The sequence below is a fragment of the Desulfosporosinus hippei DSM 8344 genome, from assembly GCF_900100785.1.
In the GTDB taxonomy this organism is placed as follows: Bacteria; Bacillota; Desulfitobacteriia; order Desulfitobacteriales; family Desulfitobacteriaceae; genus Desulfosporosinus; species Desulfosporosinus hippei.
In genome coordinates this window covers 1-24,179 of sequence record NZ_FNCP01000043.1, presented here as the reverse complement: position 1 = coordinate 24,179, position 24,179 = coordinate 1, and the positions used below count along the sequence as shown (strand labels likewise).

Here is a 24,179-nt window from a genome sequence, read left to right as displayed (position 1 = left end):
TTTAGTTGTTCCCGGTATGCGAGTATCTTCTCTGAACTGGACGACTCGGGCTTTGCCCGAGCCTGTAATAGCAACGTACATCGAGCCCTCCGAATTAAAGAAATTGTATAAATCCATTATACCATGAGTCGAGCAAAAAAGGAATGAAATAACAGGATATAACAGGACAAAATAATTTAACAATTTTAAGGGTAAAAATACCCCGAAATCCGCTATATTAAGCGATTCTCAGGGTTCAAATTCCTCTATTTTGTTAAGAAACTCCTAAAGTCAGGAGTTGATAAATACCTCATGGGTAAGAGTGTTATAAAGTAAGTTTGCAGAATGATAATTGGCAGAGGGCCCGCAACAACTGAATTTTTGTTGCGGGCCCTCTGTATGACCTTTTCGATATATGCGACACTCCTTGCTAGGCATTCATCAAAAAATTATCAAAGAAAGGTGTATTAATACTTTGAGTAATTCAAATTTCTATTCTTGAAGCACAGCATTCTTTAACCTCTTATTCACTATTAGAATATCATACCTAAAGGAATTCGACTTCAAAGGTGAGATTTCTGCGGTTTACGAATCTTCTATACATACTCGACTAATTATTACTTAGATGTAAAAACTAGTGGTAAAATTGTATAGTAAGCTAGTTTATGTTAACGTATATTGTGGAAATTTAAAGTGTCTAATTGAAGAGATCTATAGGAGCTATTCTGGTTTGATGATTTGGAAGTGGGGGGCGCAAAATGATAGCGGTATATAATACAATTAACAATACTATTGTAAAAACTGACAAACCAGAGGTTAAGGGTTCCTGGGTAAATATGATAAATCCCTCAGAAGAAGAAATTGCTTTAATAACAAAAGCATTAAATTTAGAAAATGAGTTTTCTATCAGAGACGCCTTAGATGATGAAGAGCGACCTAGGATTGAAGCGGAGAATGATCAAATTTTTGTGATAATTAACGTTCCGATTAGACAGGATGCCACCGTGATTTATGATACAATTCCTTTAGGTATTATATTGACAAAGGATCATTTTGTAACGGTGTGTTTACAAGAAGTTGATGTACTTAAAGATTTCGAATGTGGAAAAGTTCGCGGCCTGGAAACCTATAAGAAGACCAGATTTCTCTTTCAAATTCTCTATAAAAGTGCCACATTATATTTGTCATTTCTTAGAGAGATTGAAAAGAAGACCAACGAGATTGAACTAACCCTCCACAAATCCATGAAAAATCAAGAATTAATTAGGCTGCTTAATCTTCAAAAAAGTCTATTATATTTTACGACATCCTTGAAGTCTAACGATAAAGTTATGCAGAAGCTTCTCAGAACAAAGGTTCTGAAAATCTATGAAGAGGATCAGGATTTACTTGAAGACGTTATTATCGAGAATAAGCAGGCAGTTGAGATGGCAGAAACCTATAGTAATATTTCAAGTAGTATGATGGATGCTTTTGCTTCTATTATTTCCAATAACTTAAATATGGTGATGAAGTTTTTGGCGTCAATTACTATAATTTTAGCGCTGCCTACTATGCTGGCTAGTTTCTTTGGGATGAACGTAAATATTCCATTCCAGACGTCAGAACACGGTTTTCTGATTATCGTAGGTATGTCTGTTGTTCTCTGCTTTGGTGGTGTCATTTTTCTTGCTAAAAGAAAAATGTTTTAAAGAATAAAGGGAGGATTTTAATCTGCTGTGATAGTCAAGATTTCGGTGCGAAATTTAGTTGAGTTTGTACTAAGGCGTGGGGATCTTCAACCGGGTTCTATTGGTGCTTCCAGGGCCTTGGAGGGAATCAAAGCTCATCAGTATATCCAGAAAATCGGCGGATCCGATTATGTACCGGAAGTGTCCCTTAGCTACTCGTATCCTAATCCTGAACATCTATCAAGTTATAAAAGTAATATATGTGAAAGCCTCACCTTAGAGGTTAATGGTCGTGCTGACGGAATAATAATCAAGGAAACAACTTCATGTATTGATGAAATCAAAACTACGTCCTTGGACTTAGATCTAATTGATGAATCCTTTAACGATTTGCACTGGGCTCAGGCCCAGTGTTATGCATTCATGTATGCGAGCCAAGAGGGTTTAGAGGCCATGGAGACACAGCTTACCTACGTTCAGCTGGATACGAATCAAATTAAAAGGTTTTCGCGGAAATTTACTTTCATAGAGCTCGAGGAATTCTTCATTAATCTAGTTGAAGAGTACTTGGTTTGGGCATATCGACTGCAAGAATGGATTGTGAAAAGAGACGAAAGCATTCGAACAATCCAATTTCCTTTCGGAACTTATAGGCCGGGTCAGCGAGAATTAGCCGTAGCTGTTTATCAAACGATTAAACAAAGTCAAAAACTATTTGCCCAAGCTCCTACAGGTATTGGAAAGACAATCGGCACATTATTTCCAGCCTTAAAAGCTGTGGCAGAAGGGCATACAAAGCAGATTTTTTATCTTACGGCAAAAACCATTACTCGAACCGTTGCTGAAAAAGCTTTGCTGGATTTAGATACCCTAGGCCTAAAGATTAAACGTTTGACCCTAACTGCGAAAAGTAAGATTTGCTTTCTGCCAGAAGAGTCATGTTTGCCTGAAGATTGCCGGTTTGCGCGAGGATATTACGATCGTTTAAGAGTGGCAGTCGATGAAATGTTCAATGAGGATGCTTGGACGAGGCAAACTGTTGAAAATCATGCACGAAGACATTCAATCTGTCCCTTTGAATTTTCTTTGGAATTGGCAAATTGGGCAGATGTGGTTATCTGTGATTATAACTATGTCTTTGATCCTCGGGTTTATTTGAAACATTTATTTCTTGAAGGGGGCGAGTACACCTTTCTGATAGATGAAGCCCATAACTTAGTGGATAGAGCAAGGGATATGTTCTCGGCTGAGTTGGGAAAAGAATCTTGGCTGAGCTTAAAAAGAAAGACCAAAGATGATAATAAACGGCTGACAAAAAGTCTGACCAAAGTTAACTCAGCCCTGGTTAATGAAAAAAAAGATTGTACTGAGACAACGGGAAATGGAGAGAGTGTACAAAAGGAGCCTCCAAACGGATTAATACAAGCTTTGAGGAATTTTATTAAAGAGGCTGAATACTTTCTGAAGACAAATGATCAACCCTATTCCTGGCAAGAGCAACTCTTAGACCACTATTTCCAAGCTCTTAGTTTTACAAGAACGGCTGATAGTTATGATGAACGTTATATTACTTATAAGTATCTTACTAGAGATGATTTTCAGATAAAATTGTTTTGTCTTGATCCTTCAATACGTCTTATGGAAGCCTTGGGAAGAGGTAGATCTTCAGTTCTCTTTTCCGCCACATTGAGTCCGATGGATTATTTTATGAATATTCTGGGTGGGGAGGAAACCTCCTATAAGCTCAAGTTATCATCTCCTTTTCCAGCAGAGAACCTATGTTTGCTTGTGAATGATCGGATTTCGACCAAGTATAAACAACGTAATTCAACCTACGATCAAGTTGCTGAAGCGATTCAGGCATTGGTACTAACCAGAATGGGTAATTATTTTGCCTTTTTTTCTTCGTATCACTATATGAAGGAAGTCTATTCAAGATTTAGGGAACTTGAACCACAGGTTGAGGTAATTTGTCAGTTTTCGGATATGAAGGAAGAAGAGCGGGAAGCTTTTTTGAAAAAGTTCTCTCAAAATCCCAAGCAGACCCTAGTTGGATTTGTTTTACTTGGAGGGATTTTTGGTGAGGGTATTGACCTTATTGGGGACAGGCTTTCGGGAGCGATTGTAGTAGGGGTAGGGTTGCCCCAAGTTTGTATGGAGCGAGAGATAATCCGTACGTATTTCGAAGCTTCATGTCAATTAGGTTTTGAATTTGCTTATATGTATCCTGGTATGAACAAAGTATTACAAGCAGTCGGAAGAGTAATTCGAACTGAGAAAGATCGCGGGGTAGTGTTGCTGATCGATGAACGTTTCTCAAAGACTGCCTACAAAAGGTTGTTTCCGGAGGAATGGAAAAGTATTACCTGCTGCAGAACCTGTGACAGTATTCTTTCATCTGCTCAAAATTTCTGGTCAGCAAACAATCTTTAAGAAAAAGAGACCATATGGCCTCTCTAAACAAGACCATCTGCATTTTTTATAAACTGTTTTGCTTGATCAAAAATTGTTTCATCAATTTATTCTAAGTTTTGATGTCTCTTACTAAACACTAAAGATTTCACAACTTTACCAAGAGATTAATAAAGGTACTAGGCATACACATGGTTCTTATGGTTAAATATATTTGGTTAGAAAAGTGAATAGAGGTTTTTTCATGTTTATGTACTTTTTCCCTATCTTCCTAATCGTAACATCAAATGTTATTTATAATATCTGCCAAAAATCTACACCTCAGAGTGCTAACCCTTTTTCGGCTTTGCTGGTTACCTACCTGACAGCAGCCGTTTTAACTCTGATTGCATTTCCTTTTTACAAGACAGATAAAAGCTTTTTCCAGTCTTTTAGCGATTTGAATTGGACTAGCTATGCCCTTGGCGCAGCGATAATAGGGCTTGAATTAGGTTATTTGCTGGCCTACAGAGTAGGGTGGAATTTAAGTGTCGGATCGTTAGTAGCCAATATTATTCTTGCGATTATGCTTATCCCAATAGGGATTTTGTTTTACAAAGAGGGTTTTGCTATTAATCAAATTATTGGGGTAGTATTTTGCCTAGTAGGCTTAATACTTATAAACAAGTAGTGGATTCATTACTGCAACTATAGGAGACGACATAATGATATTATCAACTCAATTGTTGGATTGGTACTCTACAGTAAAAAGGGATTTACCTTGGCGAAAGACTGGGGATCCATATGCAATTTGGGTATCAGAGGTTATGCTGCAGCAAACCCAAGTAAAAACGGTTATCCCATATTATGAACGGTTTTTGGATCGCTTTCCTAGCGTTGAACATTTGGGAATGTCTAACCTTGACGATGTATTAGCAATTTGGAGTGGACTGGGATACTATTCTCGAGCCCGTCGTTTGTGGGAAGGGGCCAGGTATCTGATTCAAAACCTTGGTGGAATAGTCCCCAAAGATTACGAGGCACTTGTAAAGATTCCAGGGATCGGAGACTATACAGCAGGAGCTGTTGCCAGCATCGCCTTTGGGCAAAGAGTTGCAGCTATTGATGGAAATGTTAAGCGGGTAGTGTCTCGCCTTTTAGCTTGGCCGGAACCAATAGAAACGACTCGCAGTCTGCGATACTTTAGAGAAAGCTTGTTGACATGGCAATCGGATCAAAACCCGGGGGATTTTAACCAGGCATTAATGGAGCTGGGTGCTATGGTTTGTAAACCCACAAAACCCCACTGCGAAGCTTGTCCTTTAGCACAATTTTGTGAAGGATATTTGCAGGGAGATGTTCAACATTATCCGGTCAAAAAGCCTAAGACTCAACGCCAGGAGGTCACTCGTCTGACCTTTATTCTGCGCAAGGGAAATCAAATCTATCTTCAAAAACGCCCTTCAAAGGGGCTATTGGCTGATTTATGGGAACTTCCGGGTGTGGAATTGAGTCAAGACGATCTTCAGAACTTTAGTAACAGTCTCATGACAATTTCTATCGATACGTACTTGAATCTTTTTCGACAGGCAATACCTGAAAGTGAGTATGAAAGGCAAGTAGAGGAAGACTTTAAGCGCGGGATAGAATTTCATGGTCCAGTTTGGTATACCTTCAGCCATCGTCGTTGGGAACTAATCTGGTTAATTATTGATCTTGATAAATACTATAGAGTCGGCTGCGATGAGCGAGAAACTGAACCAACAAGATCTTTACTTCTAAGAGAAATACAAGGGACATATCAGTTGGAAACTTTGGAAGCGAGGAAAAGTGATATGTGTAAATGGGTTTCTTCAGAGGATTTAAGATTAATTCCACTCCCAGTAGCATTTCAGTCCATTATCGAAAAGCTAGTGAACTTTTAACAAAGTGATGATTTATTGGAGGCCTTCTCCTTGGCTTGTACCAAGAATCTTACGCGCGTAAGATTCTTGGTACAAGCCAAGGAGTCTGACGTTAATTTGGTTTACGCTACATCGTTTTTAACTCTATGTGCATGGTTTTGACGTCAAAGGCTTTTTTCATGCGCATATATTAAGGAAAGCTACCACTAAACCCTTGAAAATCTAGACTTTTCGATAAATTGGCAAGCCCAACTTATGAAGGGAATTTAATATTGTATACATGGGCAAAAACAGTTGAATCCAAGGCAGTCTCTATGGTACTTTAAGTGTATAAACTCCATATTGGTGAAGCAAAGGCGCTTTATAGGATTTTGTACTCGATTCAAGTACAATTTCTTAAAAGCGTCTCTTTTTTACCGTCAAGAAGTATCATTAGGGTACTTGTATGATACTTGGAACTCTTGGCGTCAGCCAAGGTTTTCTTATTCTTTGTACATTGAATTACGAGGTGATGGACTAAAATCTTTTCCTAGGTATTTTGCGTAATGACCTAAGGATACAACCGGGACTTATATGGGATATAATAAGTCTAAGCCGATATAATAAATAATAACTTTGGCTTTAGGAAAGGAGAGAATCTTAATTGAATTTATCAAAAGAGGAATGTCTCAAGTTTGTAAAAGAAAATGATGTTCGGTTTATTCGACTTCAGTTTACAGATATTTATGGTCGGATGAAGAACATAGCTATCACAGATAAACAGCTTGCTAACGCTTTCCAAAATGGAGTCATGTTTGATGGCTCAGCAGTGGCCGGGTTTTCTGGAATTGAATCATCAGATATGTTCCTTTTTCCAGACCCGAGTACATTTTCGATCATTCCTTGGAGGCCACAACAAGGTAAAGTTGCCAGAATAATTTGCGATATTAAAAACCATGATGGTTCTCAGTTCGAAGGTGATCCACGTTATATTCTTAAACGAACCATAAAGAAAGCTCAAGATCTGGGATACACTTTTCAGGTTGGCCCGGAATGTGAGTTTTTTATGTTTTATAACGATGATGAAGGCCAACCCACCACAATTACCCATGATTCAGCCAGTTATTGTGATTTAGCACCCATTGACTTGGGTGAAAACACTCGTCGTGAAATTTGTATGGTTTTAGAGGAAATGGGATTTGAAATTGAGACTTCCCATCATGAAACTGCGGCGGGACAACATGAAATCGATTTTAGGTACACTGATGCCCTTACTGCAGCAGATAGCATTATGACTTTTAAAATGGTTGTTAAGATTATTGCCCAGCGCAATGGCTTACATGCCACCTTTATGCCAAAACCACTTCCGGGCGTTAATGGTTCTGGAATGCATATTAATATGTCCTTAACTAAAAATGGCAAGAACCTTTTTAGTGGAGGTCAAACTCAATCAGATATATCCGATACGGCCAAGCAGTTTGCCGCCGGGCTCCTAAACCATATCAAAGGGATTACTGCCATCGCTAATCCCCTCATTAACTCCTATAAACGTCTACAACCGGGTTATGAAGCTCCAGTGCATATTGCCTGGTCTCATATGAACAGGAGCCCATTACTGAGAGTTCCTGCCCCTAGGGGTGAAGGAACCAGACTCGAACTCAGAAGTCCAGACCCCAGCTGCAATCCATATTTTACTTTAGCATTGTTATTGGAAGCGGGGCTTGATGGATTAAACAGAAATTTATCGCTGCCTGATCCGGTTAATGTCAATATTTACACCCTGACAGCTGAACAGGAAGAAAATCTAAAGCTAGAGCGCTTACCCTCAAATTTGTTATTTGCTCTTGAAGAGATGAAGAAAGATCCTCTGATTCAATCGACACTGGGTTCACATGCGTTTAATAAATATCTGGCCGCAAAAGTCTTAGAATGGGAAGACTACGATAACTCAGTTCATGCATGGGAAATTGAAAAGTATCTAAAAGCCTATTAGAAATAGTTTCCCTGCATAAAGGGGTGATTGTAGTGAGCGCAGGGAGTGTTTTAGTTGTTTGTGGAAAAGCTGAAATGGCGAGCAGCATACAGACAATGCTCGTAAAAGAAGGCTTTTATCCGGTTAGCTGCGCTCAATCAGCCAATGAAGCGCGCAGGAATTTTTTTAGCACGGGATTTGATTTAGTCATTATAAGCACTCCGTTACCCGATGAACAGGGTACAGATTTAGTCTTTGATGCTCATGAGAAAACGTCTGCAGGTATAGTAGTCATTGCAAGGCCGGAACAGCTACTTGACATGCAATGTAGTCTTGAGAAAATAAATGCACTAATTTTGCCAAAGCCCATTAATCGTTTGACACTGCTTCAAACTGCTCGGTTTGCACTCTCAGTACGAAATTCCATGACTCAGCTTATTAACGAGCGGGATAGTTTAAAGAAACGAATGGATGAACGTAAGATACTTGAGCAAGCTAAATGGCTGCTTGTAGAAAAGTTAAATATGAGCGAGCCGCAAGCCTTTCGCCTAATCCAGAAAAGAGCAATGGATTTGCGTCTTTCTCAGGCTCTGGTTGCGGAAGAGATTATTAAGAAATATGAATAGATTAGGATACCTAGTAGGATAGCTAGGTATTCTTTTTTGCGTTAATTAGAAGTTATTGAACAATGGAGAGAGAAATAAAACTAGGTATAAAGGATTTCAGTTAAATCAGGAATATGATATTCTTTAGTGGAAAATAGTAATACATAGAGGTACGCATGGGCAGGAGATGAAACATGGAAATTGTTGTAGGAGTTACAGGAGCAACGGGAACAATTTACGCGATAAATTTAATGAAAGCTCTTCGGGAAACTGGGAAAGTGAATGTTCATCTGATAATGAGCGATTGGGCTAAAGAAAACCTGAAAATAGAAACCGACTATTCCTTGAAGGATATGGAAAGCTTGGCTGCTCAAGTCTACGACAATAAGAACTTAGGAGCGAAAACCTCCAGCGGATCCTTTATGACGGATGGAATGGTTATTGTGCCTTGCAGTATGAAGACATTGAGTTCGATAGCCAATGGTTATGATGATAATCTTATATCTCGAACAGCGGGTGTGATGCTCAAAGAAGGCAGAAAGCTCATCTTGAGTCCAAGAGAGACACCTCTAAGCGCAATCCACATCGAAAACATGCTGAAGTTAGCTAGGATTGGGGCAAGGATTATACCTCCTATGCCTGCTTTCTATAATCATCCTCAAACCATACAAGACATAATAAATCATCATGTTATGAAGATACTCGATCAATTTGGAATTGATTTCGAGAAGGCTAAACGCTGGCAGGGGTAAGCATTTTATTTTACTGGATGGAGTGTCTTCACATATTGATTAGCGGCAGCGTCCTCCTTCATAAAGTTTTTTCTTTGCTGGAATCAAAAAATGGAAATAAATACTTGACACGGAGCCGAGGATCGTTTAGAATCTAAATAATTCAAAACGCAAACAACTAACACAATGAAGGGAAGTCCCCAGCTCCTAGAGTTAAGAGAACTGACGGTTGGTGCAAGTCAGTCTACAGAGTTGAAGGATTCCATCCTGGAGTGGCCAATGAAGAATTGTGACGGGTTCCGCCCGATATTGCGGACATAAGTTGGCCGTTTCGGCAACATGGGTGGCAACGCGGGAATAACCTCTCGTCCCTAATTGGGATGAGGGGTTTTGTTTATTTTTAAGCGTTTGTTTCCTGTTGCGACTAAACGGCTGAAACTTGGGTGGCACCGCGGAATTCCCGCCCCAATACTGGGGTGGGTTTTGTTTTTTTCTTGTATACCAAAATTAAACAGATTATCAATATAATTTAAAAGGAGGAATATTTTATAGGTTATAAAAAATGGTGATTGCGGCTAAGGAATATACGCTCAGATGTGAATCTTTGCTTATACTAGTTTTCTTTGAGGCAATACACCTATTAGATAGCAAAATAAGCTAATTTGATTTTTTTCTAGTTATGACAAGTCTTAAAAGATAGAGGAGGATTTGATATGTCAAGAATTTATAATTTTTCTGCAGGACCTGCTGTATTACCTGAAGAGGTGTTAAAGGAGGCAGCAGAGGAGATGCTGGATTATAACGGAACGGGCATGTCCGTTATGGAAATGAGTCATCGTTCTAAAGCCTTTGAACAAATAATTACTGAAGCTGAAAAAGACCTCCGAGATCTACTGCAGATTCCAGATAATTACAGGGTCTTATTTCTTCAAGGCGGTGCATCCCAACAGTTTGCCATGATACCTATGAACTTAATGAAAAACAAAGTAGCCGATCATATTAACACTGGGCAATGGGCAAAAAAAGCAATCGCTGAAGGAAAATTATTTGGAAAGATCAATGTTATTGCTTCTTCTGAGGATAAGACCTTTACTTATATACCCGACTTGAACAACTTAAAGATTTCGGATGACGCAGATTATGTTTATATTTGCCATAACAACACAATATACGGAACTAAGTATCATCAATTACCCGACACTGGGGATAAGGTTCTAGTTGCTGATATGTCTTCGGACATATTATCTGAACCTGTAGATGTCACAAAATATGGACTGATTTTTGCGGGAGTTCAAAAAAATATTGGCCCTGCCGGTGTAGTGGTTGTCATTATCCGTGAAGACTTAATTACTGAGGATGTCCTGCCGGGAACGCCAACCATGCTGCGCTATAAGGTGCATGCTGATAACAAGTCACTGTATAATACCCCTCCGGCTTATGGTATTTATATTTGCGGTAAAGTGTTTAAGTGGATTCAAAACCTAGGCGGACTCGAGGCAATGAAGAAAATTAATGTAGAAAAGGCTTCGATTTTATATGACTATCTTGATTCCAGTCAGCTGTTTCGCGGGACGGTTGTAAAGCAGGACCGCTCATTAATGAATGTTCCCTTTGTCACAGGTTCTGATGAGTTGGATGCTAAATTTATTAAGGAAGCTAAAGCTGCCGGATTTGAAAACCTAAAAGGACATAGAACTGTAGGTGGTATGAGAGCAAGTATTTACAACGCAATGCCCATCGACGGAGTCAAGGCTCTAGTTGCGTTTATGAAAAAGTTTGAAGAAGAAAATTGTTAAAAGCAAATTGCTGGTTGGATAAGTAAATAAAATTATGAGGTGAAAGAAATGTTTAATGTTAATTGTATCAATAAAATAGCTAATGTTGGTCTAGACCTGTTTACAGATAATTATCAAATGGTGGAGCAATTCAACGATGCTGATGCAGTACTCGTCAGAAGTTCAAGTCTCCATGAATTGGAATTGCCTAGTAACCTAGAGGCTATCGCCAGAGCAGGTGCCGGTGTAAATAACATTCCGTTGGAGAAATGTGCTGAAAACGGAACTGTAGTCTTTAACACTCCGGGTGCCAATGCTAATGGAGTAAAAGAAATTGTCATTGCCTCGCTAATCATTTCCTCAAGGGATATTTTTGGGGGAGTCAACTGGGTGAATTCCTGCAAGGACGATCCAGAGGTAGCTAAACTCGTCGAGAAGAACAAGGCCAAGTTTGCTGGGACAGAAATTAAAGGAAAAAAACTGGGTGTTATAGGATTAGGTGCTATAGGAATTTTAGTTGCTAATGCCTTGAATAAGCTGGACATGGAGGTTTATGGATATGACCCATTCATTTCTGTGGATGCAGCTTGGAACCTTTCAAAATATATCAAACAAGCAAAGTCTTTAGAAGAGATCTACAGAGAATGCGATTTTATTACGGTTCATGTGCCTCTAACCGATTCAACCAAGGGAATGTTTAATAAAGAAACCTTTGCTATGATGAAAGATGGCGTTAAACTATTAAACTTTTCCAGGGATACCTTAGTTATTGATGATGACATTGTTGAAGCCTTGGAGTCGGGAAAGGTTGGCCGCTATGTCACAGATTTTCCAAATCCCAAGGTGTGTGGAGTTAATGGTGTAATTACGGTTCCTCATTTAGGTGCTTCAACGAGTGAATCAGAAGATAACTGTGCAGTTATGGCAGTAAAGCAGGTAATGGACTACCTGGAAAATGGAAATATCAAGAATTCGGTTAATTATCCCAATTGTGATATGGGGGTATGCAGCCACGTTGGACGTATCGCCATTAATCACAGAAATATACCGAACATGCTCAGCCAATTTACAGCAACCTTCGCTAAAGAAAACATCAACATCCCGGACATGATTAATAAAAGCAAAGGAAAGTATGCCTATACTATTCTGGATATTGAATCTCCTGCGACTCCAGAACTAGCAAATAAGATTAAGAAAATTGACGGAGTTTTAAAGGTTAGAATCATTAAGTAGTAAATTGAGTGAATGATTATGTAAATAAGTAAAAAACAAGTAAACAAATGTATTGAATTGACTGAGATTATTGACTATTAATTGTCAAAAATTTAGTAACAGTACTGAATAAGCTTGATTCCTTTAGCAAAGGAGGCAGGTGCTTGGTTCGTAGTTTAAACACAAATGAAAGACCTGCTCCTGTCTCTCTGTTTTTGGTATCACGTTTATTATTCATATTTAAGAAGTTTATGAATTGGAGGTTAAGCTTTGGCAACAGTCAGACCATTTAAAGCCCTTAGGCCTAAAGAAGAAGTGGCAAATAAAGTAGCGGCACTGCCCTATGATGTATATAATCGAGAAGAGGCTTTGCAGGAAGTATTAAAGGAGCCTTTATCCTTTTTGAAAGTTGATAGAGCTGAGACCCAATTTCATGAGAGTTTTAACCCTTACGATATCCAGGTTTATGAGAAAGCCAGAGATATTCTTCAAGACATGATAAGCCAAGGCATCTTAATTAAGGAAGCTCAGAATTGTTATTATGCCTACGAACTAACTATGGCTGGGCGTTCCCAAACTGGTTTAGTGGGATGTGCCTCCATTGATGACTACCTTACTAATGTTATAAAAAAACATGAGAAAACCAGAGAAGACAAAGAGATCGATCGAATAAACCATGTGGATATTTGTGCTGCCCATACCGGACCTATCTTCTTAGCCTATCGTGCTCAAGAAACTATAAACACTGTGATTGAGAGAATCAAACAGGAAAAATCCATCTATGATTTTGTTGCAACCGATGGAGTTAGGCATAAAGTGTGGAGAATTGCGAAGCAAGACGACATAGAAATAATCTCCACTAAGTTTAAAAACATAGAAAGTATCTATATTGCAGATGGACACCACAGAACAGCTTCAGCAGTGAAAGTTGGCTTGAAAAGACGGGCCGACAATCCTAACTATACAGGAGACGAAGAATTCAACTATTTCCTTTCTGTTCTTTTTCCTCATGACCAATTAATGATTTTAGATTATAATCGAGTTGTGAAAGATTTAAACGGTCTTAGTAAAGAAGAGTTTTTAACTAAGGTGGCGAAAAACTTCATCGTTGAAGAGCTTGGTTCGGAACCCTATAAGCCAGAGACAAAGGCTGTATTTGGAATGTACCTAGAAGGAGTATGGTATAAGCTAACGGCAAAGAATGAGATCCGCTCTGTCAATCCTGTCGAGGGACTTGATGTGGCAATGCTTCAAAATTATTTATTAATTCCCGTTCTTAATATTAAAGACATAAGAACCGACAAAAGAATTGACTTTGTCGGCGGAATAAGAGGACTTAAAGAACTTGAGAAACGAGTAAGCACTGATATGAAGCTTGCCTTTGCCATGTTTCCAACTTCAATTAATGAATTGTTTGAAGTATCCGATGCTGGTGAGTTAATGCCGCCAAAATCTACTTGGTTTGAACCAAAGCTTAGAAGCGGATTGTTCATTCATGAGCTGAGGTAAGTATATATTGGCAGAGGAAAAGTATTTTTGAATCCATGTATAAACCTTCATTCAATTGGATATGCTAGTTGTTGAGATGAAATTCATGGCAAATTCAGACTGATAGACAAGTTATATTACTGCCTTGGCATTGTTACAACGCTACAGCCTTATTGGCTTGATCCAAATCCTAAGTAGAACGTGAATAAGTCATCTGACAGAGTCCGATAAATGGGCTCTGTTTTTAATTTAATAACTAGTTGACAAAACTAGTCAGCGTGTTATAATTGATTTTAATTAAATCATTAAAGGCTATGACGGAGTAAAGTAACCTATTTATTACCTTTCAGGGAGGAAGAGTCTCGACTGTAAGCTCTTCTACGTGTAGTGATAGATGAAGTTCCCTCCCGAGCTGCCGGCTGAACGTTTTATGTAGTAGGCTTGGACGGTTCTTCACCGTTAACAAGAAGGGGGTATCGGATATCAATTCCCGTACCTTTGTCGAGTGGCCTTTTTGGCTTAAGTTGGGTGGTAACGCGAGATACAGCATCTCGTCCCTACAGAGGGATGAGGTGTTTTTTATTTTGCTAGCCTTGCATATTCGACAAACACGAGTTTTTGATAGACCTGTACCTTTTGATGAGTGGGCCAATTTTGGTCAAAATGGGTGGTAACGCGGAAGTCCACGGCTTTCGTCCCTGTGGAAGGGATGTGCCGTGGACTTTTTTAATTTTAATATTTAGGAGGCTTTTTATTATGAAAGATTTAAGATTAGCAGGGTTAAAGGCAGAGCGCAGCACTATAGAGATTAATGGAGTGACCATAGGTGGCAAAGAAATAATCCTGATTGGTGGACCATGTGCTGTAGAATCAAGCATCCAAATGAGCCAATCGGCGGAGACGGTAAAAAAGGCGGGAGGGAAAATCCTGCGTGGTGGAGTATTCAAACCTCGTACTTCTCCCTATAGCTTCCAAGGTCTGGGACGGGAGGGGCTTGATTATCTAGTACAAGCAGCTAGGGAACAAAGCTTGCTCTGTGTAACAGAAGTAATAGATGCTCCAAGTCTTGAATTAGTAGTCAATGATATTGATATTATCCAAATAGGCGCTCGTAATATGCAAAACTTTGAGTTGTTGAAAATGGCGGGCAAAATTAATAAACCAATAATCTTGAAACGGGGATTATCAGCAACAATTGAGGAATGGCTGTATGCAGCTGAATATATCCTATCCTCAGGTAACCCTAATGTCATCCTTTGTGAAAGGGGAATTCGTACCTATGAACCCAGTACACGAAACACCCTTGATCTTAGTGCTGTTGGAGTTGCTAAGGAGCTTTCCCATCTTCCCGTGATTGTTGATCCAAGCCATGCAGCAGGGAGAAGAGATTTGATTGCTTCCTTGTCTAAGGCGGCGATTGCCTCTGGAGCAGACGGTCTATTGATTGAGATGCATCCAAATCCTGCAGAGGCTGTCAGTGATGGGCCCCAATCCCTACACCCTGAGCAACTCATCCAACTAGCGGGAGAATTAGGAGCCGTGGCGGAAGCTGTTAATCGAGTCTTTGCCTGTGAAAGGAATTATGAAGAAGAGACTCTTGAATCTTTGCGCGGACAAATTGACAACATTGATCAAGAAATTATCGAGCGCTTAGCTGCTCGCATGGAGATAGTAACTAAAGTCGCAGATCAAAAACGTTTGGATAGAGTGAAGGATAGTTATCGAGAGAAGGAAGTGATTCAAAGACTGACTGTTCTTGGCAATGAATTAAAACTTCCGTCTGAACTGGTGAAGAAGATCTACCCGATAATTTTTGATGTAGCAGTGCAATCTCAAATTAGACAAAAATTGGTTAGAGAGAAGGAAGGAGACCTTTCGCTTGTTTCCCCTTTAGTGAGCAAATAGTCGTTTGCTAAGCTAAATCTTAGGTAGCTAAATTAATTTATTCAAGGAGTAGTATTATGATCATAGCTCTGTTGCGCCACCCCTATTCTATTTAAAAGCAATCTTAGCAATTTAAGCATTAAAAACCTTTAGAAAAATTAGATTTCTAAAGGTTTTTTAATTTGGCGATAGCTTGGCCTGTATACAGTTTGAAATAAAGATAATTGATTGTGTCAATATGTATTAACTATAGACATTGTGTGAGGGCAATGCTAGACTTTAATTGACTAGAGAATCATAAAGGGATGTGAGTGCTGAAGTTGGTAAGAAGTAAATTTAATAAAAAGGGGGGAGGATGCAACATGATTCTAGAAACGCAGATTACAATATATGTCTGTTCTCTTTGTCAGAGAACTTACAAATTGAAGGAAGATGCTAAAAAATGTGAATATCTCTGTTCTAAATTACTTGAGTCCCCTGATATATCTGTATTAGGCTTAACCTCTAGGACTTACAATCTTCTTAAAATCGCTGGCATAGATACACTCGATGAGTTACGTGAGACAACAGACAGTCAATTACTGAACCTAAAACGCTTTGGACAAGGTGCATTAAATGAGTTGCATCAGAAGCTGCAACGTTATGAGGCGAAACTTAAGAATCATTAAACGGTTAAGTTAAATGAAAATTAGTCAATTACAACTATTATTGAATAATACCACTGCCTGTTGGTGAGTGAATATTAGTTTAAAGAAAATTGCTGTTTTCAGCGTTATGTACCTTCTACAATACTGATTCATGGAAATGGGGGTATGACTATGAACGAACAATATTATGAAGCCCAAACAGATTCCTCGCCGTTTCACAAACAACGATTTCAGGTTGGTGACAGGGTGGAGACTTGTAGTCATTGTCTTGGAACTGTGATACGAATTGAATGCGATGAAATGGGACTCTTTATAATAGTTCGCTTAGATATTCTACAGGAGGAATTTGCCTATGATCCCTATGATTTGGAAATAATCCAATAACAAATATCGCTATTGGAAAGGTTGAAATGAAAGTTGGAAAAATAGCATGCTTGAGCAGATAAGCAAACTGTATCATTCAAGATACAGTTTGCTTTATTTTTGGCGTTTGGCATTTGGTATACCATTTAACTTGCGTCTTAGGTGTCTACAGAATTATAATTGCCTTAACTGGCAGTATAAAACATAAGGGGAGAAGGAAAGTGGCGTATCATTTTGCACCCATTAAGTTAGATGATAGAGGTCATATAAGAGATTCGGTGTTTGCGATTTTGAGGAATGCAATCTTAGATAAGAAACTGGAACCGGGTCAGAAATTGGTAGAACGTACTATAGCTGAACAACTGGGAATTAGCAGAACTCCCGTTCGTGAGGCAATTAATCAACTTGTCTTAGAAAGGTTGGTGACACATATCCCGCGTAAAGGGGTTGTAGTTTCTGGTTTCTCCAAAGCAGATATTATTGAAATTCTCGCTATTAGGACTTCTTTAGAAGCGCTTATTTGTAGTATTGCAGCTACAAAGATTAAACCCCGGGATTTAAAACGATTAGAATCTTTAGCAAAGCAAATTACGGAAGAACATGGTAAGGGTAATTTCAAAAAATCTAACCAATTAAATGATAAATTTCATGAGATAATTTATAAAGCGGCTGAAAGTCCAAGAGTTTACAGTTTTCTTTATACTTTGCACGAGTATATTACCAAATTCACTCAAGTGGCATATTCAAAACCTGGTCGATGGGAAGAAGTTTGGGTGGAACATAATGAAATTATTGAGGCTCTAGGCAGACATGATAGTTCTCAGGCAGAGGTCGTAGCGAAAAGACATGCCGAGAATTCGAGTAAAGCATTCTTACAAATGGCTAACTGGGAAAAAGATTAGTTGATCCAATTATGCTTATAACCCTCTAGGAAAATTGTTCTTAGCAGTTGTTTTAGAATAGTTAAATTAAATCATGCCTGGATAATTTGGTATACAAAAATTAATAATTTGGTATACCAAACCTATTGAATTTGAGAAGTTGAGGTAATATACTTACCTTAAGAAAGCTCAGGATATCTGTCTGTGAGAGATTTTAAGACAAGTCTAAAGAAAGAAGGGAGAGCACAATGTTATCACAACTTTGGGATCTTTTAGTTGCCTTTGCCAGAGCCAGCAACTTGGGCTTCGGAGGCGGTCCGGCAGTCATTCCACTTATTAAAATCGAAGTCGTGGAAAGGTACCACTGGATGACTAATTCGGAATTCACGGATGCTCTTGCGGTTGGAAATGCGTTGCCGGGACCGATCGCTACAAAACTGGCAGGTTATGTTGGCTACCAAGAGGCCGGATGGTTAGGAGCCTTGGTGGCAAATATTGGTGTAATTCTACCAACTTCACTTGCAGTAATTTTGCTGGCCCGTTTCTTGATGAAATATTCCAATTCTCCAGTCTTAAAAGGAATGCTCAAGGGTGTTCGCCCGGTTGTCGTAGTTTTGATAGCTCAAACCGCATTAGATATGGGTATAGGCTCTTTTCCTAATTTGATGACTTGGGGGATTGCTTTAGCTACAGTTGTCTCATTATTCTGGTTGAAGCTGCACCCTGCACTAATCATTGTAATTTCTATGATATTTGGATTAGTTGTTTTCCGCTGAATTCTGTTGGTTTAATCTACAGCAATTATTTTACATGCTTAGCTAAAAATCTGGAATAAAAGGTGGTGCTTTCATGCTCAGAAAACTATGGGACCTATTTATTGGTTTCACTCGTGCTTCAAACTTAGGTTTTGGGGGAGGTCCTTCACTAATACCGCTGGTTAAAGCGGAGGCAGTTGATCGTTATCATTGGATGGATAACGAAGAATTTGCGGACGCACTCGCTATTGGCAATGCGTTGCCGGGACCAATCGCTACAAAAATGGCAGCTTATACCGGTTATAAGGTTGCAGGTTGGTTAGGTGCTTTAGCGGCGACAATTGGGACAGTTGCTCCTACGGTAATTGTAGTAGTTCTTTTAGGAAGTCTGATTATAAAATACTCGAATTCTCCTGAGTTGCAGGCTATGCTTATGGCGGTTCGACCTGTGGTAGTTGTTCTTGTTGCAGAAACTGCTTATGACATGGGAAAGAAGGCTTTTCCATCAAGCAGTACTTGGGGAATTGCTGTTGTGACTATAGCCCTGCTATATTTAGTGAATATTCATCCTGCCTTTATTATCGTAGCTTCGATGCTTTTTGGCTGGCTAGTGTATGGAAGGGCGAAAAAGACAAACTAGTAAGCTCAAGCAGTCATAGGGACTTTGACACCCACTTTGAGTGGGTGTTTTGCATATAAACTGAAAGTTCACTTGACTTTAAGTGGAAAACAGGCAAAATTAACATAATAGACCATTTAGCGTAGGTACGTAGAAATAGGGGGGATATTATGACTGAATGTGTATTTTGTACACTGCCAGCAGAAGTAAATCTTGTTGAGAACGACCTTGTGCGGGCATTTTATGACAAATACCCTGTAAGTGAGGGACATGTGTTAATCGTTCCCAAAAATCATGCTTCAAGTTTCTTTGATGCTACGGCTGAGGAGATGGCAAGTGTCGGGGAACTTCTCAAAAGAGTTAAAGAGTTGTTAGATGAGCGCTTCCATCCCGATGGCTATAATATTGGAGCAAATATAGGAAGTACGGCGGGCCAAACCGTGTTTCATTGGCATATACATGTAATCCCTAGATATAATGGAGATATTGGTACTGTGAGGTGGCATACATAAAATGGTTAATCGGGAAAGATTGTTGGCAGAGTTTTTCGAACTCATAAAAATTGATTCTCCAACTAAGAATGAACGCCAAATAGCCGACATACTTAAAAGTCGCCTGGTTGGTTTAGGTATGGAAGTAACTGAAGATGAGGCAGGTCAAAAATTTGGAGGCAACTGCGGCAATGTCTTTGCCTACCTACAGGGTAATCTGCCAAAAGCACCAGTGATTTTGTTGTCTGCCCATATGGACACAGTGGATCCCTGCCTTAACATTGAGCCGATAATAAAAGATGGAATAATCAGCTCAGTCGGAGCAACAATCTTAGGAGCCGATGACAAATCTGGGATAGCGCCTATTTTGGAAGTGCTAAGGATGATCCAAGAGCAAAATATTCCCCATGGCGATATCCAGGTCATTTTTAGTGTTGCTGAAGAAGGGGGTCTCAATGGGGCCAAGTATTTGGATAGAACCCTCTTGAAAGCGGACCTGGGATTTGTCATGGATTGTGTCGGGGGGCCGGGAGAAATAATTCTTGCGGCTCCAGGGCAAGATCGTATTAATGTGGTAATCAAAGGAAGATCTGCTCATGCTGGTTTTGCTCCTGAAGAGGGGATAAGCTCAATCGTAGTTGCCGCTAAAGCCATCGCTGGCATGACTACTGGCAGGATCGATGAGGAAACAACAGCGAATATTGGAACTATTGAGGGTGGCAGAGCAACGAATATAGTTCCAGACGAAGTGGTTATTGCCTGTGAAGCTAGATGTAGAGACCTGACAAAGTTAGAGATCCAGACTAATAGAATGTGTAATACTTTTCAACGTTGCGCCGAAGAAATGGGTGCAGCTGCTGAAATTGAAGTTATCCGATTATATGAACCATTTACATTAACTGACGAATCTCAAGTAGTAGTTATAGCCAGCCAGGCTGCTAAGTCTGCAGGATTAAAAGTCGTCACGGGGGTAACTGGTGGCGGCAGTGATGCTAACTACTATAACCGTTATGGTGTGCCTTGTGCTGTTTTAGGAACGGGGATGCAAAAGCCTCATACCACCGAGGAGTCAATTAAAGAAGAAGACTTGTATAGAACAGCGGATCTGCTGATTGAAATTATTAAGATTGTGGGAACTACTGAAAAGTCCTAGAGTGAATGTTTAATATAAAAATTTGGTTTTAGAGAGATGGAAAATTAACTCTTTGACTAAAATCAAAATGGCTTACTGACAAAAAGGCTTATCCTGTGATAGGCCTTTTTGTTTTGGAATAAAACAGGATTATTCGGATTATTTGATTGAAATATGTCCTAACTCTTTTCCACAATGAAAAGATAGAAATGAGGAGAAAATTCAAGGGGAATATACTTGAGTTTTATTCTGATTTTATAATTTATGATACTCATCTTGGATAGAATAACAAAAACAGAAAAAAGGTGAGTAATTTGAATAAAGAATATAGTATAGAGTCCTATTCAGAGCGTCGGGCTGAACGTGAGTGGATGGTTCATACGCAGCTCGTAAGTCGAGACATAACAGATGAGACTGTTATTAATAGCATGTCTTTGGTTCCTAGGCACAAATTTGTCAGAGAGGATAAACAAGACTTAGCCTATTATGATACTCCACTTGAAATAGATTCTGGACAGACAATTAGCCAGCCGTATATAGTAGCTCTGATGGCTCAGGCCTTAAGGTTAAAAGCAAGTGACCGAGTTTTGGAAATAGGAACAGGTTCTGGGTATTCAGCAGCGATATTATCTCGAATTGCCTTAAGGGTCTATACAATAGAACGGCATCAAGTACTTGCTAGCCTGGCAGAGGAACGATTTAGAAATCAAGGGTATAAAAATATTGAAGTAAGAGTTGGGGATGGGACTCTGGGGTGGCAAGAGAAGGCACCCTTTGATGCTATCTTAGTTACTGCAGGAGGGCCTGTTATTCCGGATCCTTTGCTGGATCAACTCGCTGTCGGAGGCCGCCTGTTGATTCCGGTTGGGGAGAGGGGAGAGCAGAGTTTATTACGTTTGAAGAAAACAATGTCCGGAAAATTGATAACCGAAGATCTGGGAGGAGTGCGTTTTGTTCCGCTAATTGGAATGAGGGGATGGGATGAAAGAATAAAGAATAGTTAGTCCCCCCTCTAGGCTTAATTTTTTGTTATAATGAGGACAGCTTATAAAGTAGATAACTTTAAGGAGATGTTCATTATTATGATTAAAAAGGCCTTGGAGGTATTGCAAAGGTATTTCGGGTTTACTCAATTTCGAGATGGCCAGCAAAAAGTGATTGGAAGTTTACTCCAAGGCTTAGATACTTTAGCCATTATGCCGACAGGAGCGGGAAAGTCACTTGCTTATCAGATACCAGCCCTATTGTTCAAAGGGACTACTCTGGTAATCTCTCCTCTGATTTCTCTAATGAAAGATCAGGTTGATGCCCTTTTACAATATGGAGTTCCCGCGACGTTTATTAATAGTTCACTTTCTCTTAATGAAGTAAGGTCACGAATTGACGGGGTAGCACGCGGAAAATATAAACTTTTGTATATTGCTCCCGAACGATTAGAGTCGGAAAGTTTTCGTGGTCTTTTAGAATCATTGCAGGTTTCTTTCTTAGTGATTGATGAGGCTCATTGTGTTTCCCAGTGGGGCCATGATTTTAGGCCTAGTTACCTTCATTTGGGGCCATTCCTCAAGTCCCTTCCCCAAAAACCAATCATTGGTGCTTTTACAGCAACAGCAACTGAGGAAGTTCAGGCAGATATTGTCCGATTATTAGAGCTAGATAAACCTAGCATATTTGTAACAGGATTTGATCGCCCAAATCTGATGTTCTCTACCTTTAGAGGAGAGAATAAGAAGGAATTTGTGCTTGGTTATACAAAAGCGCACGCCGACCAACCTGGGATTATTTATGCCGCGACACGCAAAGAGGTGGATAATCTTCAGAGTTTTTTGGCGAAAAGCGGTTTGAAAGTGGGGAAATATCATGCTGGTATGAGTGACCCAGATCGCCAAAAAACTCAGGAGGATTTCCTCTTTGATGAGATAACCGTTATGGTGGCTACAAATGCCTTTGGAATGGGAATTGATAAATCCAATGTGCGATATGTAATTCACTACAATATGCCTAAGAACATGGAAGCATACTATCAAGAGGCAGGGCGGGCAGGGCGAGATGGAGAACCAGGAGAGTGCCTTTTATTGTTTTCTCCTCAGGATGTTGTATTGCAACGATTCTTGATTGAACAGACCGTCTTACAACCAGAACGAAAAATGAATGAGTTGAAGAAGCTTCAAGGTATGGTTGATTACTGCCATTCCCCTAGATGTCTGCGCAAAACAATTCTAGAGTATTTTGGAGAAGAAAATGTACAAGCTAAATGTGATAATTGTAGTAATTGTAATGATGAGCGTGAAATTGTAGATATTACATTGGAAGCTCAAAAAATATTCTCCTGCATTTATCGAATGCGAGAACGGTTTGGCATAGGAATGGTTGCAGACGTTTTGAAAGGCTCGCGAAAAGCTAAGATACTAGAGCTTCGCTTTGATGAACTATCAACCTATGGCATTATGCATAATGTTCCCTTGCAAGATATTAAGGATCTCATCAATTATTTAGTTGCAGAGGGGTATTTGCAATTATCTACTGGAGAATACCCGGTCGTAAAACTTCAGCCTAATGCAGCTTCGGTCTTAAAAGGAGACGCAAAAGTATCTCGGAAAATAACGCAAAAACCGTTACGTGTTGAAAGGGAAGAGGTTAGTCTGTTTGAAAAATTACGTGAACTCCGCAGAGAAATAGCTATTCGAGAAAACCTCCCCCCGTATTTGATTTTTGCAGACAGTACATTAAGAGAAATGGCTCAAATTTGTCCAATGGATCACAAGGCAATGATTAGTGTTAGTGGAGTTGGGGAGCGAAAATTAGAAAAATACGGGGACGAATTTTTAGAAGTGATCAAGAGGTTTTTTGAAAATACAGCAATTGATAAAAAAGAAGGCTCTCTTGAAAAACGTGTTAGCACTAAGTGTTTGGCTCAACAAGATAAGTGTAATCCTGAGATTGCCGCTAATACGAAGGCCTCCAGTCATCTTCAAACATTTCTGATGTATAAAGAAGGGCATTCGTTAGAAGCTATTGCGAAAATCAGGAAAGTTACCCCCATTACAGTTCAGAATCATTTTGTGCGCTGCAGTATGGATGGACATGCTGTGCCCTGGGATGATTTTATTCCTAAAGAACAAGAGGTGAATATCTTAGAAGCAATCCGACAAGTAGGCGGAGAAAAGTTACGACCTATTAAAGATCTCCTTCCTGATGAGGTGGAGTGGTTTACAATTCGGGCAGTCTTAGAAAAGTACAAAATAATTGATAGCAAAGAATAGACGGGGGAAATTTCTTTTGGTTAATTCGACTTTATTTATTATCAATGTCTGGAGCCTGCTCCATTAAGGTAGCGGGTTCTCGGAAACAGAAATAAATGTCGAAAAAAGCATTGACCCTTACTTGGAAATATGGTAATATAACAAATGTCGCTCACGAGGGTTAAATCTTAGGTGATGAGACAGTGAAAAATGAAAAAATACTTGTTGACAGCGATAGCTGAAAATGGTATTATGACTGAGTGCCGCAACGAAGGGTTATCAACTACGGGTAAGCTCATAATTGTAACTCAAAACAATAGTGTTAACAACGAATGTTGGAAGTGCTTAGTTATAAGTTCTGGCCAAATCCTGATCTTTGAAAACTAAACAACAAGGACAGCCAATGAGAGAAACTCGCAAGAGTTTCAAAATAAATCATGAGTCAATCATCTTCTTCTA

General features: G+C 39.4%; 21 protein-coding genes and 1 other annotated feature. All 21 genes read left to right on the top strand.

Features of this window, described 5'->3' with window-relative positions:
• The first annotated feature begins 737 nt into the window (after positions 1–737).
• The 21 genes from BLS16_RS21895 (at position 738) to BLS16_RS23910 (ending at position 24,107) form a co-directional block, all read left to right on the top strand.
• A complete protein-coding gene (locus BLS16_RS21895) occupies positions 738–1,670 on the top strand; it encodes a magnesium transporter CorA family protein (protein WP_092335734.1) in 933 nt (310 codons plus the stop codon).
• 27 nt (positions 1,671–1,697) lie between these two features.
• The gene (locus tag BLS16_RS21890) at positions 1,698–4,082 is read left to right on the top strand and encodes an ATP-dependent DNA helicase (RefSeq protein WP_092335733.1); all 2,385 of its coding nucleotides are present in this window, start codon (positions 1,698–1,700) and stop codon (positions 4,080–4,082) included.
• Between the two features lie 223 nt (positions 4,083–4,305).
• Positions 4,306–4,731: an EamA family transporter gene (locus BLS16_RS21885; protein WP_092335732.1), complete on the top strand. Its 426-nt coding sequence runs from the start codon at positions 4,306–4,308 to the stop codon at positions 4,729–4,731.
• A gap of 34 nt (positions 4,732–4,765) precedes the next feature.
• A complete protein-coding gene (gene mutY, locus BLS16_RS21880) occupies positions 4,766–5,965 on the top strand; it encodes an A/G-specific adenine glycosylase (protein WP_092335731.1) in 1,200 nt (399 codons plus the stop codon).
• Positions 5,966–6,587: 622 nt separating this feature from the next.
• The gene (gene glnA / locus BLS16_RS21875) at positions 6,588–7,916 is read left to right on the top strand and encodes a type I glutamate--ammonia ligase (protein WP_092335730.1); all 1,329 of its coding nucleotides are present in this window, start codon (positions 6,588–6,590) and stop codon (positions 7,914–7,916) included.
• Positions 7,917–7,948: 32 nt separating this feature from the next.
• Positions 7,949–8,521: an ANTAR domain-containing response regulator gene (locus BLS16_RS21870; protein WP_092335729.1), complete on the top strand. Its 573-nt coding sequence runs from the start codon at positions 7,949–7,951 to the stop codon at positions 8,519–8,521.
• A 173-nt stretch (positions 8,522–8,694) separates the two neighbouring features.
• On the top strand, positions 8,695–9,252 hold the full coding sequence (locus BLS16_RS21865; protein ID WP_092335728.1) for a UbiX family flavin prenyltransferase: 558 nt from the start codon (positions 8,695–8,697) through the stop codon (positions 9,250–9,252).
• Positions 9,253–9,944: 692 nt separating this feature from the next.
• Positions 9,945–11,027 carry a 3-phosphoserine/phosphohydroxythreonine transaminase gene (gene serC, locus BLS16_RS21860; protein ID WP_092335727.1) on the top strand — a complete coding sequence of 361 codons (1,083 nt, stop codon included), beginning with the start codon at positions 9,945–9,947 and terminating at the stop codon, positions 11,025–11,027.
• 48 nt (positions 11,028–11,075) lie between these two features.
• A complete protein-coding gene (locus BLS16_RS21855) occupies positions 11,076–12,239 on the top strand; it encodes a phosphoglycerate dehydrogenase (protein WP_092335726.1) in 1,164 nt (387 codons plus the stop codon).
• Between the two features lie 249 nt (positions 12,240–12,488).
• Complete coding sequence (locus tag BLS16_RS21850) at positions 12,489–13,727, top strand: DUF1015 domain-containing protein (protein WP_092335725.1); 1,239 nt, start codon at positions 12,489–12,491, stop codon at positions 13,725–13,727.
• A 284-nt stretch (positions 13,728–14,011) separates the two neighbouring features.
• Positions 14,012–14,268, top strand: a binding site (T-box leader).
• A 194-nt stretch (positions 14,269–14,462) separates the two neighbouring features.
• A complete protein-coding gene (locus tag BLS16_RS21845) occupies positions 14,463–15,611 on the top strand; it encodes a bifunctional 3-deoxy-7-phosphoheptulonate synthase/chorismate mutase (RefSeq protein ID WP_092335724.1) in 1,149 nt (382 codons plus the stop codon).
• Between the two features lie 341 nt (positions 15,612–15,952).
• Positions 15,953–16,258, top strand: a complete 306-nt coding sequence (locus BLS16_RS21840) for a DNA-directed RNA polymerase subunit alpha C-terminal domain-containing protein (RefSeq protein ID WP_034598316.1) — start codon at positions 15,953–15,955, stop codon at positions 16,256–16,258.
• Between the two features lie 150 nt (positions 16,259–16,408).
• Complete coding sequence (locus BLS16_RS21835; RefSeq protein WP_092335723.1) at positions 16,409–16,621, top strand: hypothetical protein; 213 nt, start codon at positions 16,409–16,411, stop codon at positions 16,619–16,621.
• Positions 16,622–16,821: 200 nt separating this feature from the next.
• Positions 16,822–17,502: a GntR family transcriptional regulator gene (locus BLS16_RS21830; RefSeq protein ID WP_092335722.1), complete on the top strand. Its 681-nt coding sequence runs from the start codon at positions 16,822–16,824 to the stop codon at positions 17,500–17,502.
• 227 nt (positions 17,503–17,729) lie between these two features.
• Complete coding sequence (locus BLS16_RS21825) at positions 17,730–18,257, top strand: chromate transporter (protein WP_092335721.1); 528 nt, start codon at positions 17,730–17,732, stop codon at positions 18,255–18,257.
• A gap of 73 nt (positions 18,258–18,330) precedes the next feature.
• Positions 18,331–18,876 carry a chromate transporter gene (locus BLS16_RS21820; protein ID WP_092335720.1) on the top strand — a complete coding sequence of 182 codons (546 nt, stop codon included), beginning with the start codon at positions 18,331–18,333 and terminating at the stop codon, positions 18,874–18,876.
• Positions 18,877–19,025: 149 nt separating this feature from the next.
• Positions 19,026–19,367, top strand: a complete 342-nt coding sequence (locus BLS16_RS21815; RefSeq protein ID WP_092335719.1) for an HIT family protein — start codon at positions 19,026–19,028, stop codon at positions 19,365–19,367.
• Position 19,368: 1 nt separating this feature from the next.
• On the top strand, positions 19,369–20,499 hold the full coding sequence (locus BLS16_RS21810) for a M20/M25/M40 family metallo-hydrolase (RefSeq protein WP_092335718.1): 1,131 nt from the start codon (positions 19,369–19,371) through the stop codon (positions 20,497–20,499).
• 284 nt (positions 20,500–20,783) lie between these two features.
• A complete protein-coding gene (locus BLS16_RS21805) occupies positions 20,784–21,482 on the top strand; it encodes a protein-L-isoaspartate(D-aspartate) O-methyltransferase (RefSeq protein ID WP_345788553.1) in 699 nt (232 codons plus the stop codon).
• Between the two features lie 78 nt (positions 21,483–21,560).
• Positions 21,561–23,741, top strand: a complete 2,181-nt coding sequence (recQ, locus tag BLS16_RS21800; RefSeq protein WP_092335716.1) for a DNA helicase RecQ — start codon at positions 21,561–21,563, stop codon at positions 23,739–23,741.
• Positions 23,742–23,930: 189 nt separating this feature from the next.
• The gene (locus BLS16_RS23910) at positions 23,931–24,107 is read left to right on the top strand and encodes a hypothetical protein (RefSeq protein ID WP_176786263.1); all 177 of its coding nucleotides are present in this window, start codon (positions 23,931–23,933) and stop codon (positions 24,105–24,107) included.
• Positions 24,108–24,179 lie beyond the last annotated feature (72 nt).

Bases quoted from the DNA above. Each gene is read 5' to 3' on its own strand.
- BLS16_RS21895 (WP_092335734.1), top strand. From the start codon at position 738: ATGATAGCGGTATATAATACAATTAACAATACTATTGTAAAAACTGAC.
- BLS16_RS21885 (WP_092335732.1), top strand. From the start codon at position 4,306: ATGTTTATGTACTTTTTCCCTATCTTCCTAATCGTAACATCAAATGTT.
- mutY (WP_092335731.1), top strand. From the start codon at position 4,766: ATGATATTATCAACTCAATTGTTGGATTGGTACTCTACAGTAAAAAGG.
- BLS16_RS21865 (WP_092335728.1), top strand. From the start codon at position 8,695: ATGGAAATTGTTGTAGGAGTTACAGGAGCAACGGGAACAATTTACGCG.
- serC (WP_092335727.1), top strand. From the start codon at position 9,945: ATGTCAAGAATTTATAATTTTTCTGCAGGACCTGCTGTATTACCTGAA.
- BLS16_RS21855 (WP_092335726.1), top strand. From the start codon at position 11,076: ATGTTTAATGTTAATTGTATCAATAAAATAGCTAATGTTGGTCTAGAC.
- BLS16_RS21845 (WP_092335724.1), top strand. From the start codon at position 14,463: ATGAAAGATTTAAGATTAGCAGGGTTAAAGGCAGAGCGCAGCACTATA.
- BLS16_RS21840 (WP_034598316.1), top strand. From the start codon at position 15,953: ATGATTCTAGAAACGCAGATTACAATATATGTCTGTTCTCTTTGTCAG.
- BLS16_RS21835 (WP_092335723.1), top strand. From the start codon at position 16,409: ATGAACGAACAATATTATGAAGCCCAAACAGATTCCTCGCCGTTTCAC.
- BLS16_RS21825 (WP_092335721.1), top strand. From the start codon at position 17,730: ATGTTATCACAACTTTGGGATCTTTTAGTTGCCTTTGCCAGAGCCAGC.
- BLS16_RS21820 (WP_092335720.1), top strand. From the start codon at position 18,331: ATGCTCAGAAAACTATGGGACCTATTTATTGGTTTCACTCGTGCTTCA.
- BLS16_RS21815 (WP_092335719.1), top strand. From the start codon at position 19,026: ATGACTGAATGTGTATTTTGTACACTGCCAGCAGAAGTAAATCTTGTT.
- BLS16_RS21810 (WP_092335718.1), top strand. From the start codon at position 19,369: ATGGTTAATCGGGAAAGATTGTTGGCAGAGTTTTTCGAACTCATAAAA.
- recQ (WP_092335716.1), top strand. From the start codon at position 21,561: ATGATTAAAAAGGCCTTGGAGGTATTGCAAAGGTATTTCGGGTTTACT.
- BLS16_RS23910 (WP_176786263.1), top strand. From the start codon at position 23,931: ATGAAAAAATACTTGTTGACAGCGATAGCTGAAAATGGTATTATGACT.